Source organism: uncultured Porphyromonas sp., assembly GCF_947254915.1.
Classification (GTDB): domain Bacteria; phylum Bacteroidota; class Bacteroidia; order Bacteroidales; family Porphyromonadaceae; genus Porphyromonas.
Genome location: NZ_CAMYEZ010000027.1, coordinates 1 through 18,065, shown reverse-complemented (window position 1 = coordinate 18,065; position 18,065 = coordinate 1). Strand labels below are relative to the sequence as shown.

16 protein-coding genes and 1 pseudogene are annotated in these 18,065 nt (G+C 54.4%); 9 read left to right on the top strand and 8 right to left on the bottom strand.

Annotated elements, in window-relative coordinates; all coding sequences use genetic code 11:
* Nucleotides 1-78: 78 nt before the first annotated feature.
* The 8 genes and pseudogenes from Q0X57_RS03060 to cbiB form a co-directional block, all read left to right on the top strand.
* Nucleotides 79-567: pseudogene (locus Q0X57_RS03060) on the top strand (histidine phosphatase family protein); the annotation flags it as partial.
* A 57-nt stretch (nucleotides 568-624) separates the two neighbouring features.
* The gene (locus Q0X57_RS03055) at nucleotides 625-1,164 is read left to right on the top strand and encodes a bifunctional adenosylcobinamide kinase/adenosylcobinamide-phosphate guanylyltransferase (protein WP_297727452.1); all 540 of its coding nucleotides are present in this window, start codon (nucleotides 625-627) and stop codon (nucleotides 1,162-1,164) included.
* Nucleotides 1,161-2,165, top strand: a complete 1,005-nt coding sequence (gene cobT / locus Q0X57_RS03050) for a nicotinate-nucleotide--dimethylbenzimidazole phosphoribosyltransferase (RefSeq protein WP_297727449.1) — start codon at nucleotides 1,161-1,163, stop codon at nucleotides 2,163-2,165. Before Q0X57_RS03055 ends, cobT begins: the two co-directional genes overlap by 4 nt.
* A gap of 22 nt (nucleotides 2,166-2,187) precedes the next feature.
* Complete coding sequence (gene cobS / locus Q0X57_RS03045; protein WP_297727447.1) at nucleotides 2,188-2,973, top strand: adenosylcobinamide-GDP ribazoletransferase; 786 nt, start codon at nucleotides 2,188-2,190, stop codon at nucleotides 2,971-2,973.
* Nucleotides 2,974-2,980: 7 nt separating this feature from the next.
* Complete coding sequence (locus Q0X57_RS03040; protein ID WP_297727444.1) at nucleotides 2,981-3,511, top strand: histidine phosphatase family protein; 531 nt, start codon at nucleotides 2,981-2,983, stop codon at nucleotides 3,509-3,511.
* Nucleotides 3,504-4,985 (top strand): cobyric acid synthase, encoded by a 1,482-nt coding sequence (locus tag Q0X57_RS03035; protein ID WP_297727440.1) that lies wholly within the window; start codon nucleotides 3,504-3,506, stop codon nucleotides 4,983-4,985. Before Q0X57_RS03040 ends, Q0X57_RS03035 begins: the two co-directional genes overlap by 8 nt.
* A complete protein-coding gene (locus tag Q0X57_RS03030) occupies nucleotides 4,982-6,001 on the top strand; it encodes an aminotransferase class I/II-fold pyridoxal phosphate-dependent enzyme (RefSeq protein WP_297727437.1) in 1,020 nt (339 codons plus the stop codon). Before Q0X57_RS03035 ends, Q0X57_RS03030 begins: the two co-directional genes overlap by 4 nt.
* Nucleotide 6,002: 1 nt before the next feature.
* Nucleotides 6,003-6,917, top strand: coding sequence for an adenosylcobinamide-phosphate synthase CbiB (gene cbiB, locus Q0X57_RS03025; protein ID WP_297727434.1), 915 nt, complete (start codon nucleotides 6,003-6,005; stop codon nucleotides 6,915-6,917).
* Between the two features lie 411 nt (nucleotides 6,918-7,328).
* Here the strand turns inward: cbiB and Q0X57_RS03020 are convergent, their stop codons facing one another.
* From Q0X57_RS03020 to Q0X57_RS02985, 8 genes are all read right to left on the bottom strand, one after another.
* Nucleotides 7,329-7,955, bottom strand: a complete 627-nt coding sequence (locus Q0X57_RS03020) for a DUF4230 domain-containing protein (RefSeq protein ID WP_297727431.1) — start codon at nucleotides 7,953-7,955, stop codon at nucleotides 7,329-7,331.
* Between the two features lie 12 nt (nucleotides 7,956-7,967).
* On the bottom strand, nucleotides 7,968-8,663 hold the full coding sequence (locus tag Q0X57_RS03015) for a DUF4230 domain-containing protein (RefSeq protein WP_297727428.1): 696 nt from the start codon (nucleotides 8,661-8,663) through the stop codon (nucleotides 7,968-7,970).
* A gap of 34 nt (nucleotides 8,664-8,697) precedes the next feature.
* Complete coding sequence (locus Q0X57_RS03010; RefSeq protein WP_297727425.1) at nucleotides 8,698-10,230, bottom strand: NAD(P)H-hydrate dehydratase; 1,533 nt, start codon at nucleotides 10,228-10,230, stop codon at nucleotides 8,698-8,700.
* A 53-nt stretch (nucleotides 10,231-10,283) separates the two neighbouring features.
* Entirely contained in the window at nucleotides 10,284-11,075 is a 792-nt protein-coding gene (gene lpxA / locus Q0X57_RS03005; RefSeq protein ID WP_297727422.1) for an acyl-ACP--UDP-N-acetylglucosamine O-acyltransferase, read from the bottom strand.
* A gap of 17 nt (nucleotides 11,076-11,092) precedes the next feature.
* Complete coding sequence (locus Q0X57_RS03000) at nucleotides 11,093-12,475, bottom strand: bifunctional UDP-3-O-[3-hydroxymyristoyl] N-acetylglucosamine deacetylase/3-hydroxyacyl-ACP dehydratase (RefSeq protein ID WP_297727420.1); 1,383 nt, start codon at nucleotides 12,473-12,475, stop codon at nucleotides 11,093-11,095.
* Nucleotides 12,476-12,506: 31 nt separating this feature from the next.
* On the bottom strand, nucleotides 12,507-13,535 hold the full coding sequence (gene lpxD, locus Q0X57_RS02995; protein WP_297727417.1) for a UDP-3-O-(3-hydroxymyristoyl)glucosamine N-acyltransferase: 1,029 nt from the start codon (nucleotides 13,533-13,535) through the stop codon (nucleotides 12,507-12,509).
* A gap of 17 nt (nucleotides 13,536-13,552) precedes the next feature.
* On the bottom strand, nucleotides 13,553-14,386 hold the full coding sequence (gene pyrF / locus Q0X57_RS02990) for an orotidine-5'-phosphate decarboxylase (protein WP_297727413.1): 834 nt from the start codon (nucleotides 14,384-14,386) through the stop codon (nucleotides 13,553-13,555).
* Nucleotides 14,387-14,905: 519 nt separating this feature from the next.
* Nucleotides 14,906-15,532, bottom strand: coding sequence for a 50S ribosomal protein L25/general stress protein Ctc (locus tag Q0X57_RS02985; protein ID WP_297727410.1), 627 nt, complete (start codon nucleotides 15,530-15,532; stop codon nucleotides 14,906-14,908).
* A 592-nt stretch (nucleotides 15,533-16,124) separates the two neighbouring features.
* On the opposite strand from Q0X57_RS02985, the gene Q0X57_RS02980 reads away from it, so the two are divergent.
* Nucleotides 16,125-18,065: leucine-rich repeat protein (locus tag Q0X57_RS02980; protein WP_297727406.1), on the top strand; the 1,941-nt coding region annotated here is incomplete at its 3' end.

Genomic DNA, 18,065 nt, shown 5'->3' with positions numbered 1-18,065 from the left:
CTTCTAACCTCTAACTTCTAATTTCGCTACCTTTGCAAGAGGCTTCTGGAGGAGCCTTTTTAATCTAGAGACTGATCTATGCGATTGCTTATAGCACGTCACGGAGAGACTGAGGAGAACTTACTCTCTATTTGTCAGGGACAGACTGCTGGTACGCTAACTCGACGAGGGGTGGCGCAATGCCTCCAGCTGGGTGACCGTCTGAAGGGGTGTCCCATCACACATATATATAGTAGTGATCAGCTGCGGGCGCAGCGCTCGGCTGAGCTGATGATCTCTGCGAGTGGCTGTAAGGCACCTCTGACGCTGGACAGACGGTTGCGCGAGCGTGCTTTCGGTCGGTGGGAGGGGCGTCCTTTTGTTGAGCTCCCGCCACTAGACGAGGAGCCACACGAGATTGAGTCTGTGGAGGCGATTGCGGAGCGATTGCAGAGCTTTCTAGAGGAGCTGCAAGAGCGACACAGTAGCGATGATATGGTGCTACTGATGGGTCACGGCTTTACGATGAGGGTGCTAGAGGCTTTGCTACAGGGCGGTCCCTTGGACAAGGTGGAGGAGATCACCTTCCTCCCGAATGGGGACTATCGTCTATATGAGGATGGCAAGCTCTGCCAGCGCCCTCGAGTGATCTACATATCGGGTGGCCAGCGCAGTGGCAAGAGTGGCTACGCGCAGCGATTGGCTCGCTCGCTCTCGGATCGACCTATCTACCTGGCTACGGCACGTCACTGGGATGAGGAGTTCGAGCGTCGCATAGCGCGTCACCAAGCGGACCGGGGACCAGAGTGGACTACTATCGAGGAGCCTCGCTATCTGAGCCAGACGCCGATTGCTGGACGTGTCGTGCTGATCGACTGTGTGACGCTATGGCTTACGAATATATACAGCGACCTGGAGTTTGACGCTGAGGCTTCGCTCAGTGAGGCGCGTCGTGAGTGGCAGGAGCTATTGCATCACTGCAAGGCGGAGGTGCTGATCGTGGTGAGCAACGAGATCGGCATGAGCCTGCATGCGCCTGATGCGGGGGCTCGGGCTTTTGTAGATCTACAAGGGTGGGTCAACCAATATATCTCTGCCACGGCTGATGAGGCTTACCTGATGGTCTCTGGGAGAGCTTTGCGCACGGAACTTATTTCGGACTTATATAAAGAGGAGAGCAGATGACTTTTGAGGAAGCACTACAAGAGCGGATCGACAGTCGCACGAAGCCAAAGGGGGCGCTGGGGCAACTGGAGCGCATCGCCTACAAGGTGGGCCTGATACAGCACAGTGTGACGCCTCAGCTGATTGACCCAGTGCTGCTGGTGATGGCTGCAGATCACGGGATCGTTGAGGAGGGCGTGAGCCCCTGTCCTAAGGAGATTACTTGGCAGCAATGTATCAACTTCGTCTCGGGCGGAGGAGCTTGTAGTGTCTTGGCACGGCAAAATGGCTTTCGCCTGCGGGTCATTGATGTGGGCGTCGACTACGACTTCCCAGAGGCTTGTCGCATTGAGTCGGCTAAGGTGATGCACGGCACCCGAAATATGCTTCACGAGCCAGCTATGACGACTGAGGAATGCGCTGAGGCGATGATGATTGGCGCTCAATGTGTGGCGCAAGAGGCGGAGCGTGGAAGTAATGTGATAGCTTTCGGCGAAATGGGTATCGGCAATACTTCGCCAGCAACGCTAATCCTGCACAAGATCACGGGACGCTCTATTGCCTCAATCATTGGTCCTGGCTCGGGACTGCGTGGCTCGGGGCTAGAACATAAGACGAAGGTGCTCGAGGCGGTGGCTGCACGCTACAATCCGCAGAGCCCTATGGAGCTACTGTCGCAGATGGGCGGACTAGAGATAGCGGCTATCTGTGGAGGCGTCCTAGAGGCTTACAAGAGAGGTATGCTAATCCTTGCGGATGGGGTGATTGCTACCTCAGCTTTTATGGTGGCACACGAGATGGAGCCACGTATTGTGGACAATGTGCTCTTCGCTCACACCTCCGAGGAGCCAGGACATCAAGCGATGATTGACTACCTTGGCGGAGAAGCAATCCTGTCGCTGGAGATGCGCCTCGGCGAGGGGACGGGGGCTCTCGTTGCCTATCCGATCATTCAGTCGGCCGTTGCCTTTATGAATAATATGCGTGGCTTTGACGATGCGGCGGTTTGCCGTGTAGACTAATAAGAAAAGAGACTCTAGACCTATGGCTTTGCACTTGCTACGCACGATACGCTCTGAGTGGGACCTACTTCGTCTCTCGCTGCTCTTCTACACCCGCATACCAGTGGGGCATGTGGCGTATAGTGAGGAGCGGATGGGGGAGTCCTTTCGCTACTTTCCTCTGCTGGGCGCGATCGTCGGAGTGCTGATGGCGGGGATCTACGCATTGGCTGGTTACTACCTGCCGAATGCCGTGGCTGCGGTGATGAGTGTGATCGTTGGTTTAGTCGTCACAGGCGGGATGCACGAGGATGGCTTGTCGGACTATTGCGATGCCTTCGGAGGGTATCACGATAGGGAGACGACGCTGCGCATTATGAAAGACAGCTCGACGGGCGTGTACGGTATACTGGGTCTAGTGATGCTCCTGATGAGTCGTGTCGTCCTGCTAGCATATATACCCTACGAGACCGCCATTGGAACGATTATTGCGATGGCTGTAGTGTCGCGCTGGGTGCCTATCCTCGTGATACGTCTCTCGACCTACGCTCGTAAGAGTGGCGAGGCGAGCAAGGCGACGCATTTGCGACAATCTGTCACGACGAAGACGCTACTCATTGCAGCTGTCTGGGCGCTCTTGGCACTCCTCCTCTTGCCTTGGCAGGCTGCTGTCGTGGCTCCAGTGCTGATGACGGGGGAGGCGCTCCTGATCATGCGCATTAGCAACAAACGTATCGGCGGATACACGGGCGATGTGATGGGAGCTATCGTCTGTTTCGCCGAGCTGACGCTACTCTTGGTCACGCTTGTGGTAACTATCTACGCTTGATCGGTATATGAGTCTTTACCTCGTGCGTCACACCCCCGTTGCCCTACCGCAGGGCATCTGCTACGGCTGGCTCGAAGTGCCACTCTCGGCGGAGTACCCTCGCTATGTGGCTCAGATCATCGCAGAGCTGAGGGAAGTCCAGCTGGACAAGGTCTATAGTAGTCCGTCGCTCCGCTGCGTTCTCCTCGCTGAGGCGATAGCTCTGACAAAGGGACTGACCGTTCGTCAGGACGAGCGACTGCGTGAGCTGAACTTTGGGGCGTGGGAAGGGTTCCCCTGGGAGGAAGTCTATGAGCAAGAGGCGGGACGTGCGTGGTTTGCCGACTACTGGCACGCTAAGACGGAGGGAGGCGAGAGCCACGACGACTTATTGGCGCGGGTAGCCGACTTCGAGGCGGAGCGGGACAAGGGCAGTCAGACGCTCCTTGTGACGCACGCTGGGGTCATTCGCGCTTATCGGATCTTGCTGGGCAAGCTTTCGCCTAGCGAAGCGATGGCGCTGGAGGTTAACTTTGGAGAGATATATCAATATGAGTAAGCTAAAGCCGATTATGCTCGTCGGAACTGGCTCCGACGTGGGGAAGTCCATCGTAGCGACAGGCATCTGTCGTATCTTGCTGCAGGAGGGGTACAAGCCCGCTCCCTTTAAAGCGCAAAACATGTCGCTCAATAGCTATCCTACTCCCGAAGAAGGCGAGATAGGTCGTGCGCAAGCGGTGCAAGCTGAGGCGTGCGGGATACCTTGTCACACCGATATGAACCCAATCCTCCTCAAGCCGACGGCCGATCAGACGACGCAGGTGATCCTCCACGGCAAGGCGGTGGGCAATCAGTCGGCACGCTCTTACTTCAACGTTGAGCAGCGCAAGCCTCTCTTTGTAGAGGCGATGAAAGCGTTCGACAGATTAGCGAGCCAGTACAACCCAATCGTGATAGAAGGTGCGGGCAGTATCTCGGAGGTCAACCTCTGGCCGATGGACATCGTCAATATGCGGGTGGCTCTGCGGACTGGCGCCGACGTTTACCTCGTGGCAGACATCGAGCGCGGAGGAATCTTCGGCAGTCTCTATGGGACGATCGAGCTCTTGCCCCCAGCAGAGCGTGCTGCGATCAAGGGAATCATCATCAATAAGTTCCGAGGCGACAGCTCGCTCTTTGACTCTGGGCGAAAGATCCTTCAGGACTTAACCAAAGTCCCCGTCGTAGGCCTGCTCCCTTACCTACCGAATATGCAGATAGATGCGGAGGATGGCGTCTCCATCGACAGCTACGCCGCACAGCCTCGCCCCGATACGCTCAATGTGGCGGTGGTACGACTGCCGCACATCTCCAACTTCACCGACTTTGACTCGCTACGCTTCATCTCTGGCGTCACGCTCTACTTCACTTCCGACGCTGAGGCGCTCCGCCAGGCGGACATCATCATGCTCCCCGGCAGTAAGAACACGATCGACGACCTCCTCTGGCTACAGGCCGAGGGACTCGAGGCGGTCATCCTGGCTCATCACAAGGCAGGTCGGCCACTCTATGGCATTTGCGGAGGTTATCAGATGATGGGTCTGCGCATCACCGACAGCGATGGCGTCGAGGGCGAGCCGCGCACCGTACGTGGTCTGGGGCTTCTGCCCACTGAGACCACGCTGCAGAGCAATAAAGCGGTGCGTACCTCCACTTTTACCTACCTTCCCACGGATACCCCCGACTGTCAAGGCTACGAGATCCACTGCGGGGTCACGCAGCCCGTCAATGCGCCCGAGTCGCCGGTAGTTATGAGGGCTGGCGAAACGCCCGACGGCTACTGGGTCTCCCCTCGCCTGTGGGGAAGCTACATGCACGGCATCTGGGACAATGAAGCGATCCTGCAGCAGATCTTGCACGAGGTAGCGCCTGAGCGAACCTTTCACCTAGAGCGAACCTTCGCTACCCGCGAAGCCGCCTACGACCGCCTTGCTGAGCACATGCGTCAGCATCTTGATATAGAGTACATGCTCCACAGTCTGCGCAACGTATGATAGTAGGACACGGGGACGACCGATACAGCTACGGAGCGCTCGTGCGCTACGACTTCTCCAGCAATGTGCCTTATCGCAACCATGCGGGCGAAATCATAAGCCACCTCTCAGGACGACTAGAGAGCCTAACCCACTATCCAGACCCTCAGGCGAAAGAATTGCGGGAGCTCTTGGCTGAGCACTGGCGCCTTGATCCCGACTGGCTACTGGTAACGAGTGGATCGACGGAAGCTTTCTATCTCTTAGCCCATCTCTTTGCGGGAGGCGAGACGCTCATCACCGTCCCCTCCTTTGCCGAGTATGAGGACGCTTGCCAGCTCTATCGCCACCACCTCACCTATATCCCGACAAGCGCCATAGCCAGCCAAAGCACTCCTGCCGATCTCCTCTGGAGTGCTCTGCCAAACAATCCTGATGGTGACATCTCTCATCGTGCGGCGCTCCTCAATTACTGCACGGCCCATCCAGATAGTTACGTAATCGTGGACGAAGCTTACGCCGAACTCTGTGCCGAGCCCGTGACGCTCCTAGACGAAGTGGCGCATCACCCCAATCTGATCCTTGTTCGTTCGCTGACCAAGAGCTTTGCGCTCCCAGGCATACGTCTCGGCTACATCGTCGCCCACCCCTCGCTGCTGGCTCGCTTAGAGCCCCTCCGCTCGCCCTGGAGCGTCAATGCCCTTGCCCTAGAGGCTGGCGCTTACATTTGCCAGCATTACGACCGGTTACTGCCTGATGCCACGGGCTTAGTGCGGGAGGCACAGCATCTTGCGCATGAGGTGGCGCAGATCGCAGGCATCTCGCTGATACCCAGCCCCACACCTTACTTCCTCGCTTGTCTAGATGAGGGACGTGGCACCGCAGCCCAGCTCAAGGAGTACCTTGTCAAGCAGCATGGCGTTTTGATCCGTGATGCGGCCAATTTCCGCTCCCTCTCGCCACGCCACTTCCGCCTCTCGGTGCAGTCACCCGAAGTTGGACAAGCGCTACTCCGAGGTTTGTCAAGCTACTTATAGTATGTACCCGCTACTCTTCGGACTCCTCCTCGACCTGCTCCTCGGCGATCCACGCTGGGCGCTCCATCCGATACGACTCTTCGGCCACCTCATCGCATGGGGCGAGCGCTGGCTCAACCATCCGCCCCATCAGAAGGCAAAAGGCACGCTCCTCGCCCTCACACTCGTGCTGGGCGTATGGGGCTTTTTCTTTGCTATCGAATGGCTCCTGGCGGACTATCGTTACGTCCTATTGGCTTGGCAAACGATTTTCTTCTTCTTTGCTATCTGCCCGCGAAGCTTGATCGGCGAAGCCTTGGCGGTAGAGCGCTACGTGGTGGCTGGTGACCTCGAGGGAGCTCGCAAGCGTCTCTCCTGGATCGTGGGGCGAGACACATCGCAGCTCACCTTTGCGCAGATCCGCACCGCCGTCCTGGAGACGCTAGCGGAGAATCTCTCCGATGGGGTCATCGCTCCGCTCTTTTTCTACGCTCTGGGTGGCGTACCGCTCATGATGGCTTATAAAATGATCAACACGCTCGACTCCATGATCGGCTACAAAGACCCACGCTACAAGGATTTTGGCTACTTTGCTGCACGTATCCTCGATGACGCTGCGAACTATATCCCATCTCGTCTCACGGCACTCCTGATGCTCCTCGTGGCTCCGAGTCGACGAGCCGTGCGCACCGTCTGGCGGGATGCACGCAAGCATGCCAGCCCCAACTCGGGCTATCCTGAGTCCGCTCTGGCGGGGATCCTCGGTGTACAGTTTGGCGGTCCCAACATCTACCACGGCATGCTCGTCGAGAAGCCCTATATCGGCACCCCGCTCCACGCAGTCACCGCACAGACGCTACGACGCACCATCATCATCGTCATCGCTGTCACGCTCCTCGCCAGCCTCCTCGTCCTCCTTGCCTACCTCTACTGCTAGAGGTACTCACCCTTCCCACCGCATAAGACTGTTGCACGTATAATTGGATAGGGTTGACGTATTATAGCGGACGAGTGCATCTACGCCTCTATGAAAGGAGTCGGGAGGTGGAGGAAATTGGTAAATTCAGCTGTAGATATTTCGGAATATCCAGCGAGGGAACGAAAAATTCTTCGGAACTTTCATTTCACTCTTCCGAAGTTTCATTTCATTCTTCCGAACTTTTATTTCCTGGTTCCGTGGGGAATTTTCGTTTGCTCCCTGTAGATTCTTGATTTCCTCGGTAGGAAGGAGATGAGAGGTTAGAAATTAGAAGAGAGACGAGTACACAGGACGCATTTGCTACCGATACGAGTAACACTCTTATAACAGACGAGGGAGCTACTACGTGTGGGCAGATCCCTCTGTGTATTACAGCTGACGGTGATCTATGTAGACAGTGTCGGCAAAGAAGGTGCCACGGACGCCGTCGGGGTAACGGTCCACGACGATGACTGTCGGGTAGGCGACGGAGAGAAAGCGTGCGAGCTCTTCGCGTGCTTGCTGGCGGGCATTACGGATATAGCCGGAGCGGTAAACCTCGTTGATGAGGCGCTGCGGGACGCGTCGCTTGGCTCTATTCTCTTGCTCTGCGGTGAGGGTTGGCATGGTGAAGCCTTTGCGCAGTGGGTGAACGTCAATCACGTTGTAACCTATCTCGTGCGGGGTGACTTCCTCGGGGGGGAGCTGCACGTAGAGTGTGTCGCCGACGACCTGCGTGGGGAGCTTGTCTAGATCAAAGTCTATATAGGTACGTGCCTGTATGACGTAGGCCAGTACCATGCCGTCGACGGTGTCTACCATGGGGACCTCTTGGTAGCACTCGCCTGTGGAGAGCTTGAGTATCTCCTCAATGGAGCGGACGGTCATGGCGTGTGTGACTACATCGCTGTAGTCTTCTGTCTTGCTCTTGGAGCAGCTACGCCATAGGCTCACGATACCGATGACGAGGAGTATCGCAATGATGATGTAGAGGATGCGCTTGAACCATTTGCCCATAGTATTGAGGAGCTACATTGGTGAGGTGGTCTGTGTGTCAGGCTGTACGAGTGCTGAGCCTCGCTCGACGATGGTGACCGTAGGCGGGAGGTCGTAGGAGAGGAGGAGCTGCGTGAGCCATCGGCGTAGCTTCTCGATGGAGCGTTGCCGTATCTGAGCGATGAGCTGGTCATTGGCGGTGATCTCCTGCTGGAGCACTTGGTAGGCTCTCTCCTTGACACGAGCTCGATCCTGCGGGGTGATCGCATTGCGGAGCGGTGCTACATACTCGTACTCGGTCCGTAGCGTGAAGTCTCGCCCTCGTAGCTCTACCTGTATGGGAGAGATGTAGAGGGTGAGGCGCTGCTGCTCCTTGTCGTAGGTCACATCATCTTCGGAGAAGCCGGTCAGATCGGTATAGCTCACGAGTGTCGCATCAAAGGAGTAGATGCCTACGCGGTTGCCTATCTTGGTTTGATTGCTCAGCCACTTGGTAAAATCCTTGAAGCTACCGATATCATAGAAGGATATCTTCGGATCCTGTAGGGTGACCGCCTTCTGCAGGGTGGTCTCCGTGAGTAGTAGCTTGCCAACGCTCTGGTACTGCTGCACGATCGCTTCCTGCAGTAGCTCTTCGGCTGTCTTTCGCTTGGAGCAACTAGGCAGGCTCACGAGCAAGCAGAGGAGCGCTGTGAGCATTAAGAGGCATTGGTGCCGAAGATGCTTCATAACTTTGCAGTGCTATATAATAATAGGTGTGGCGTTACTGCTCGACCATCTTGAGGACGGCGGGAAGCATATCGGCTATATCGCGGGCTATCATACCACGTGGCGAGTGGCGCTCGCCGTAATGATTGGCGGTCAGCCCGTGGATGTAAACGCCTAGCGGAGCTGCCTTGGCGGGTGTGTAGCCCTGCGCTAGGAGCGAGAGGATAATGCCGGTGAGCACGTCTCCGCTGCCTGCGGTGGCAAGGGCTGGCGTGCCTGAACTGTTGAAGATGACTTCGCCAGTGGGGAGGCAGGTAGCGGTGTTGGCACCCTTGAGTACGATGATGATCTCCTGCTCCATGGCTAGCTCCTGCGCTTTGGTCAGGCGGTGATGGTCATCAAGAGCGTTTCCTGTGATGCGGTCTAGCTCGCCTGGATGTGGCGTGAGGATCGTATCCTTGGGCAGGACGCTCAGCAGCTCGGGGTGGAGCGCTAGGAGATTGAGCGCATCGGCATCAAGAAGTAGCGGGGTAGCGGGCTGTATGTTTTGCAGTAGATGCTCTAGTAGATGTAGCGTGAGTGGCGCTGTGCCGATGCCGGGTCCCATGGCGATGGCCTGGTAGTTGAGCAGATCCTTGGGAAGGCTACTGACGATGGTCTCCTCTTTGTCCTTCTCGACGAGCGCCTCGGGGAGGAGCGTGTTTGCTAGCCGAGCAAGTGCGCTAGGCAGGTGCATGGTGAGCTTGCCCAGTCCCGAACGCATGGCTCCCATTCCCGCCAGCATGGGAGCGCCAGCCATCGCTTCGGATCCAGCGATGAGGAGGGCGTGACCCTGAGTCCCTTTGTGCGCAAAGTGCGAGAGAGGCTTCAAGGCTCTGTGGGCATCCTGCGGGGTGTAGAGATAGTAGTCGGCCTGGATGGCGGGGTCGTCGTCCATATTGAGACTGAGCGAGAGGATGCGCAGTGCGCCAGTGTAGCACTCATTGTCCGATAGGAGGAGGGCTATCTTGGGGCTTTCGCAGGTGAGGGTGTAGTCTGCTTTGATAATTGCCTGGAGATTGTTCTCGCTATTGTCCTTGTCATAGAGTCCCGAGGGGATGTCCACGGCGATGACTGTGGCTGGCGAAGCGTTGATCAATTGATCTACTAGCACGGCGAAGCCACCCTCGAGGGGTCGTGAAAGGCCTGTGCCAAAGAGCGCGTCGATGACGAGCGTCTGAGCGGTCAAGAGCGGGGGCTGAAACTCATCTGCGACGATGGTCAAGGCGTCTTGGTGAAACTCCTGTAGCTTCGTCTGCTGCCAAGCGCATGCCTCCGAGAGCTCCTCCTCTTGCTTGCAGAAGAGGTAGCAGTGCACTCGGTGTCCGTCCTGCAGGAGGCGTCGTGCTATGGCGAGGCCGTCAGCTCCGTTATTGCCTGGACCTGCGAAGACGTAGGTGATGCCCTGGGGAAGGTCTGAGATACTCCTAAGCTCTGCTACGAAGCGCTGAGCGACACGCTCCACAAGATCGTGGATAGAGAGATGATCACGCTCGAGGATATAGCTATCCGTGGTGCCCCATTGGTGTCCGACGAGTATCTTTTTCATTGTTTCGGCTGGTATGGTTAGTTGTTTGCTAGTTGACTACGACTTGTCTAGAGCTAGTCCATTGATCCGCGGACGATACCGCGCTTGCTGTCGCTGATGAAGTCGTAGATGAGATCTCGCTCGTAGCACTGCGGGTAGCGGTTCTGGATCTCGACGAGCGCCTCGCTGTTATTGAGTCCGCCCTGATAAAGGGTGCGGTAGACGTCGTTGATGAGGAAGATCTGCTCATTGGTGAAGCCTCTGCGACGTAACCCCACGATGTTGATACCACAGTAAACGATTGGGTCGCGTCCCACGAGACAGTAAGGCGGGATGTCTTTGGTCACCTTGGAGCCCCCCTGTATCATCACGTGCTGAGAGATGCGGACGAACTGATGCACTAGTACGGCACCGCTGAGGATGGCGTAGTCGTCTATCTCGACTTCGCCTGCGAGCTGCGTGGCATTGCCTAGGATGATGTGATCCTTGAGAATGCAGTCGTGCGCCACGTGTGAATAAGCCATAATGAGGCAGTTGCTCCCGACGATAGTGGTGCCACGCGAGGCGGTACCACGATTGACGGTGGCGAACTCGCGGATGGTCGTATGGTCACCGATGACGGCGGTGGTCTCCTCGCCTCTGAACTTGAGGTCTTGTGGCACACCAGCGATAACGGCATAGGGATGTATGTGACAGTCGCTACCGATGCGTGCACCACTACGTATGATGCACCCTTGGTCTAGGACGGTGCGGTCGCCGATGACGGTATTCGCCTCGATGGTGACAAAGGGTCCGACCGTTACCTCAGCGCCTAGCTGAGCGTCAGGATGCACCTGAGCGAGAGGAGAGATGTGCGTTTGATCCATATAGTAGATATGATTGTTTACTCCTTATTCTTTACTATCTGCGCCATGAAGTCAGCCTCGCAGACGAGTTGGTTGCCGACGAAGGTGAGTCCTCGGACGCTCGCCAAACCACGACGCACCTCGCTGGTGAGCATCACCTTGAAGAGGAGGGTGTCTCCGGGGACGACCTTGTTTCTGAACTTCACATTGTTGATCGTCAGGAAGTAGGTCGAGTAGAGCTCGGGATCCTCGATGCCACTTAGGACGAGCAGTCCAGCGGTCTGCGCCATCGCCTCGACGATGAGCACACCCGGCATAACCGGTTCTGTGGGGAAGTGCCCGAGGAAGAAGGTTTCGTTGAAGCTCACGTTCTTGACTCCCACGATATGGTTCTTGTCTAGGTGGATCACTTTGTCCACTAGAAGGAAGGGATAGCGGTGCGGTAGGAGCCCTTTGATCTGGTTAAGGTCCAGTACTGGTGTCGCATTGGGATCGTAGACGGGTGGCTGTGTCTCCATTCCTTTGATCTCCTTGCGGATCGCCCGTGCGAGCTTGTTATTGATCTTGTGTCCTGGCTTGGTCGCTATGATATGTCCCTGTACGAAGATCCCAGCTAGAGCTAGATCGCCTAGGATGTCAATGATCTTGTGTCGTGCGGGCTCGTTGAGGATGCCCTCCTTGGGGTTAATCACACCTAGCTGATTCACTTCCGCAACAGGACGATGCAGAGCCTCTGCCAGTGCCTTAGCATCGCTCTCAGAGAGTGGCTCATCGTTGATCACCATCGCATTGGCAAGGTCTCCGCCCTTGATCAAGCCCTGACTGAGGAGAGGCAGTATCTCTCGTACGAAGACGAAGGAGCGCGCCTCGGCTACCTCCTCGCCGAAGCGACTCAGGTCGCGTAGTGAAGCGTATTGGTTGCTCAGTAGCGGTGAGGCAAAGCTCAAGTGCGCCTCTACACCGAGCTGATCCGATGGCAGGAGAAGGATAGATGCTCCCGTCTCCTCATCTTTCACCTCAATAGGTTTGCGCACGACAAAGACCTCACGAGTTGCGTCTTGCTCCTTGAGTCCAGCCTCTTGGATCGCCTGCACATAAGGCATTGCCGAGCCATCTAGTATGGGCGCCTCGTCGCCATCGACCGTGATAAGACAGTTGTCCACTCCGAGAGCGTAGAGCGCCCCGAGGCAATGCTCTAGGGTAGAGACCTGCACAGCTCCACGCTCTATCCGAGTAGCACGCTGCGTTGTCGAGACATAGTCAGCATAAGCTGGGATGACGGGGTGGGTCTCAAGGTCGGAGCGACAGATCTGATAACCACTATGGGGCTCCGCTGGTGAAAGGGTCAAGGTGCGGTTGGCTCCCGTGTGAAGTCCTACCCCCTGGAAGGTGAGTGTCGTAGCGAGTGTGTACTGATTCATAACGTGAGTGTGTCTGCTTTTATAAATGAGTCTATTTAGTTTCCGAGGAAGATTGCTCTTCAAGCTTGTCTACACGACGCATTAGCTCAGGAAGCTTGGGAAGCATAGCAAAGGCACGCAAAGCTTTGCCCACAGGCATAGCGGGAGCTCCCATCACAACGCTGTGTGGCTGAAGATTGCCCAGCACACCTGTCTGGCCACCGAGCTGCGAGTGGTCCCCCACCGTGAGGTGCCCCGCGATGCCCACCTGGCCGCCCAGCTGGCACCACTCCTTGACGTGTGCCGAGCCAGCTAGTCCCGCTTGAGCTGCGATGACGGTGTGCTCGTCAACGGTACAGTTGTGTGCAATCTGCACGAGGTTGTCGATCTTGACACCCGACGCTATGCGCGTCACGCCCATCGTAGCACGATCTACGCAGCTATTCGCTCCTATCTCCACATTGTCTCCTATCTCCACGTGTCCTATCTGCGGGATCTTGTCGTAGCCGTGCTCCGTAGGGGCAAAGCCAAAGCCGTCGGCCCCGATCACCGTGCCCGCATGAATGCGACAATGATGCCCGATGACGCTGTCCGAGTAAAGCGTGACCCGTGGATGTAGCGTCGTGTGGTCACCGATAGAGCAGTTGGCCCCGATGACGCAGTGTGCCGATATGACGACCTGCTCGCCCAGCTTGACATCCGCTTCGATGCAAGCGTACGGACCGATGATGCACTCCTTGGGAATCTTCACCGAAGGATCCACAATCGCCGTCGGATGGACACTCGTCCAGCGTGGCTCCTGCTGAGAGACGTAGAGACGCATCAGTTGCGAGAGCGTCTCGTAGGGGTTTGCCACACGGATCAGAGTCGTAGGGCAAGGCTGTGTAGGAGTAAACTTCTCGTCGACGAGTACCGCTGAGGCGTGTGTCGTGTAGAGGTAGGGCTCGTACTTCATATTGGCGAGAAAGCTCAAGTCTCCAGCCTTCGCCTGCTCAATACCTGCGAAGCCTTGTAACTGAGCCGAGCCGTCGCCCTCTAGCGTACCACCGATTAGCTTAGCAATGTCTGCAACTGTGTACATCTATCTTATTATATATGTTAGTCTATGATACCCTTGTCGATCAATGTCCGCTCCATCTGTCGGGTCAGATCAGAGGCAGCCTGCGCAGCAGCCGAGGCAAAACGCTCGTCATTGCCCGCATAGATGATACCACGCGAACTATTGACGATCAGACCACAGTCGCTCGTCATAGCATGCTCAGCGACCGCCTCTAGACTACCCCCCTGAGCGCCTACACCTGGCACGAGGAGGAAGGCGTTTGGAGCCACTGCACGCACACGCTCCATCAGATTGCTCTGTGTAGCGCCCACGACAAACATAATATGGTCAGCACCCTCCCAGCTCAGCGCCGTCTGGAGCACCTGCTCGAAGAGACAAGTCTCCTCGCCCGTATGGAGCATCTGAAAGTCCTGCGCACCCTGATTGCTCGTCAAGGCGAGTAGGATCACCCACTTGTCGCTATACTCAAGGAATGGTAGCACACTGTCGCTCCCCATATAGGGCGCCACCGTGAGGGCATCGACCTTAAAGTTCTCGTAGAAGGCTCGTGCATACATTTTGCTCGTATTGCCTATGTCGCCTCGCTTAGCATCAGCGATGATCAGTTGCTCAGGATAGTACTGACGTATGTAATCCACCGTATCGCCGAAGACCTGCATACCAAAAGCCCCAAGCGTCTCGTAGAAAGCCAAGTTGAGCTTGAAGGCTATCGCATACTGTGCCGTAGCATCAATGATCGCCTTGTTAAAGTCCAGGATAGGATTATCCCCCTTTAGCAGGTGCGGAGGCAACTTCTGTATATCTGGATCAAGACCTACGCAGAGATAGCTCCGCTTGGCCCGTATTTGTGCTATGATTTGCTCGCGATTCATGAGATAATCTGCTATTTATTTGAAGTGAGTAATCGTATACGGTCTACTAAGGTAGTGAAAAAGTATCACATAGATGCTATGTGCCTGGAAACAGGCAGGGCGAACGCATTATAGCGGACTAGTGCATCTACGTCTCTACGACAGAAATCTGAAGGTGGAGGAAGTCGGGAAATTCATCCGTAGATATTCTGGATTCTCCAGCGAGGAAACGAAAAATTCTTCGGAACTTTGATTTCACTCTTCCGAAGTTTCATTTCATTCTTCCGATGTTTTATTTCGCCCCTCCGTGGAGAATTTTCATCTTTTCGTGAGCTATTGGGAAATTCCTCGAGAGATATTGGACTTAGCGAAGATGTATCAGCAACTATAGCGCTACACTGTCAAGCTCAATCCTCAGATTCCAATCCTCCTAATACAAAGGAGAGCCCACACCCAGCATTAGGGAATGTAAGCTCTCCTCATCTGACTCTAGGCTTGATACGCTAGGGGCGTATAGCTAGACAATAACTACCTACGGCTCTATGCCTCAGAGTCGCTATGCTCCTCGTGCTCCTCGCTTTCATCCTCTATAGAGGTAGCAGCGCCCTTACCACGAGCGGCGCGCGTCAGCTTGACACCACAAACGACAGCCTGTGGAGCATCTACCAACTCAAGACCCTCGAAAGAGAGTTCGTGCACTTGAATGGTCTTACCTAGCTTGAGCTTAGTGACATCAATGACTAGATTCTCAGGGATTTTGTCGTAGACGGCACGTACACGTAGCGTCCGCTTCTCACGAACCAACTTACCACCAGCCTTCACACCGACAGCGTGACCATCTAGTATGACTGGTACACGCATGACGATAGGCTTCTCCTCACTCACCTCGTAGAGGTCTGCGTGGAGCGTCTTATCGCTCACTGGATGAAACTGTACATCCTTCAGGACAGCCTTATATTGCTGACCTGCTACATCTAGCTCAATGAGATAAATCTCAGGAGTATAGATTAGCTTATTAAGGTCGTCAGCCTTGACAACGAGATGCTTTGTCTCGCTACCCCCATAGAGGACTACAGGTACGAGCTCCTCACGACGGAGAGCTTTGGTAGCTTTCTTGCCGAGCTGGTCGGCCTGGCGCACAGTAGCGCTAAGATTAAAATGCTTCATTAGTACAAATAGTTAGTGTTACTCAAAATTAGTCTTGCTAATCTCCCATTACACTGTGGCACTCTGCCAGAGTCCTTATATAGCGCATCTAGACGACAATGCTAGACACGCCCCAGCTCCGCTAGAGACCCCAAGCCCCGCCACACAAGAACGGGGTGTACAATTGGATTCATAGGAAAACCGTCCGCAAAGGTACAGCTTTTTCGCCGATTAACTAGAGCTAACGCATTACAAATGAAAACAGCGTTGCTCTGACTATAGAAAAAGACAAGTTGGTCGTCTCTAGAGAAATCAAACGTAACAGCAACTATACGGCCACTGGAGCCCAAATGAAAGCGGACAAAAGAAAGAGACGCTTACGATCTTACCGAACATTCACCAGTGAGATGGAGCGAATTATAAGACCGTAGATTACGGTCTTGGCTTTAATACGTGTATTTTGAGAAATGTTCGCTATATTTGCGTTTAAAAGGAAGAGTAAACAAGTAATTACTCTTTTAAGGTCGTCTGATTGCTAGGAAGTCTAGAGAGATAACCTGGTTTTATCCAGACTCTTAGTCCTATTTCTGTTGCAATTTATACATACACTTATATGAAAAGAGTATTCCTTACCCTATCCCTCATTCTGTTGCCTTGGCTGATTTTAGCTCAGAAGGCAGTAGCTCAGCAGCGTGGTAGCTACCAGATAGAGGTTACAGCAGGAGAGCTTAGTAGCAAGTTGCCACTAGAGCGAGACCAAGTTCTCTATCTAACTTTGTCAGGTACGCTAAATAGTAGTGACTTAGCGACTCTTCGAGAGTTAGTCAATCTAGAGACCTTAGACTTGCTCGGCACAAGCATTGTGCCAGGAGGAACAGGCTATACGAGTGAACTGCTCCCCACAGAGACTATTACAGTGCAAGAGACGAATGCACTCCCAGATGCCTTGCTGGCTGGACATACTAAGATTAAGATCGTGAAGTTGCCTCAGCAGCTCAAGAGTATAGGACGGTATGCCTTTAGTGGAGCCTCTCGACTAGAAGAGGTAGACTGTCCTGAGTCTCTTCGCATCTTAGGGGCTTATGCCTTTGCTCAGTGTACGAGTCTGAAGTCGCTACAGCTCAATAAATTTATCAAGACCCTGCCGGAGGGACTCTTTGAGGGGTGTACATCACTCAAAAGTGTCACTAAGGTTGGTAAGGTATCTCACATAGGTGATAAGGCTTTCAAAGGTTGCCAGTCTCTTGCCAAGTTCAGTCTCGTGACAGGTCTTGAAGAGGTTGGTGAAGCGGCCTTTGCTGGATGCTCAAAGATAGAGATGATTAACATCCCATCGACTACGCAACGTATCGGGGAGCGAGCTTTTGAGGGGTGTACATCGCTCTATATTCTTTTCTTTAAGGGAGGTGTCAAGGGTGGCATCGGTCGCTCTGCTTTCGAAGGCTGCACGGCATTGAAAACCGTCTATCTCCCATATGGTATGGAGCGTCTCTCAGAGCGAATGTTTGCTGGCTGCTCGTCTCTTCAAGAGGTCGCTATGAACAAGACGATTACTACGATTGGCTCTGGGGCTCTAGCTAACTGTATAGCTCTCAAACGTATCCAGCTGGAAAGCGTGACCCCTCCTAGATGTAATGGTAATCCATTAGAAGGCATTACGTCACTTGATAAGATAGACTTACTCGTGCCGAGTGAGGGCGAGGCTAGCTATAAGGCTAATAGCTCTTGGTCGCCCTTGCATATTATAGGCGTTGCTGCAAACTATAAGGGTGTAGAGGTGGTCTCCATCGGTCTTAAGCAGGGGAGTACTACACCGTTTAAGTTTGGGCTTCGCATAGCTCAGCCTTACTCGGTGGATTTAGGTAATGGTACTTTTGTCAAAGGAACTCCTGGTACTAAGATCTCTGCAAAAAGCCAAATAAAGTGCGATACCCACGGCTCTGCTGTCAAGCTCCTCTCGACCCCGGCAGCGTTGACTTCGTTTCTCATTAATGACATCAATGATAACGATATTGAGACCATAGCCTTTCAGGCACCAGAGCTTGACTATCTATGGCTGTCTGGCAGTGCTATCAAGGAGTTTGACGGCTCTAATCTACCCAAGTTACAACTGCTCAACCTGGTGAACAACGCATCTCTGAGATCACTACGACTATCTAGTAATGTAGCTCTAAGGCATCTAGATGTATCTCTGTGTGAGAGCTTAGCGAAGCTTGAGCTCGCATCGCTCAGTGAGTTGACCTATCTCGGAGCTTCAATGGTTCATATCTCTAGCTGGGACTTTAGTGCCAATACTAAGCTTCAAACACTAGACCTAGTGATGACACCTATTCAGCGTCTGAATCTCAGTATGCTTAGCAACCTACGTGAGGTCAAGCTGTCCAACTGTGGACTGGAGGAGATTCTCTTGCCTACGGCTTCAACCCTTCGCTCCATATATCTAGATAACAATAAGCTAGATGCTACAGCTCTCAATAAGATTTACGAACAGCTACCACAATGCGTATTTTCCACTCCAAAATGCAATTTGGAGTGGAGCTCGCCCTGCTCCGGA

Bases quoted from the DNA above. Each gene is read 5' to 3' on its own strand.
- cobT (WP_297727449.1), top strand. From the start codon at position 1,161: ATGACTTTTGAGGAAGCACTACAAGAGCGGATCGACAGTCGCACGAAG.
- cobS (WP_297727447.1), top strand. From the start codon at position 2,188: ATGGCTTTGCACTTGCTACGCACGATACGCTCTGAGTGGGACCTACTT.
- Q0X57_RS03040 (WP_297727444.1), top strand. From the start codon at position 2,981: ATGAGTCTTTACCTCGTGCGTCACACCCCCGTTGCCCTACCGCAGGGC.
- Q0X57_RS03035 (WP_297727440.1), top strand. From the start codon at position 3,504: ATGAGTAAGCTAAAGCCGATTATGCTCGTCGGAACTGGCTCCGACGTG.
- Q0X57_RS03030 (WP_297727437.1), top strand. From the start codon at position 4,982: ATGATAGTAGGACACGGGGACGACCGATACAGCTACGGAGCGCTCGTG.
- cbiB (WP_297727434.1), top strand. From the start codon at position 6,003: ATGTACCCGCTACTCTTCGGACTCCTCCTCGACCTGCTCCTCGGCGAT.
- Q0X57_RS03020 (WP_297727431.1), bottom strand. From the start codon at position 7,955: ATGGGCAAATGGTTCAAGCGCATCCTCTACATCATCATTGCGATACTC.
- Q0X57_RS03015 (WP_297727428.1), bottom strand. From the start codon at position 8,663: ATGAAGCATCTTCGGCACCAATGCCTCTTAATGCTCACAGCGCTCCTC.
- Q0X57_RS03010 (WP_297727425.1), bottom strand. From the start codon at position 10,230: ATGAAAAAGATACTCGTCGGACACCAATGGGGCACCACGGATAGCTAT.
- lpxA (WP_297727422.1), bottom strand. From the start codon at position 11,075: ATGGATCAAACGCACATCTCTCCTCTCGCTCAGGTGCATCCTGACGCT.
- Q0X57_RS03000 (WP_297727420.1), bottom strand. From the start codon at position 12,475: ATGAATCAGTACACACTCGCTACGACACTCACCTTCCAGGGGGTAGGA.
- lpxD (WP_297727417.1), bottom strand. From the start codon at position 13,535: ATGTACACAGTTGCAGACATTGCTAAGCTAATCGGTGGTACGCTAGAG.
- pyrF (WP_297727413.1), bottom strand. From the start codon at position 14,386: ATGAATCGCGAGCAAATCATAGCACAAATACGGGCCAAGCGGAGCTAT.
- Q0X57_RS02985 (WP_297727410.1), bottom strand. From the start codon at position 15,532: ATGAAGCATTTTAATCTTAGCGCTACTGTGCGCCAGGCCGACCAGCTC.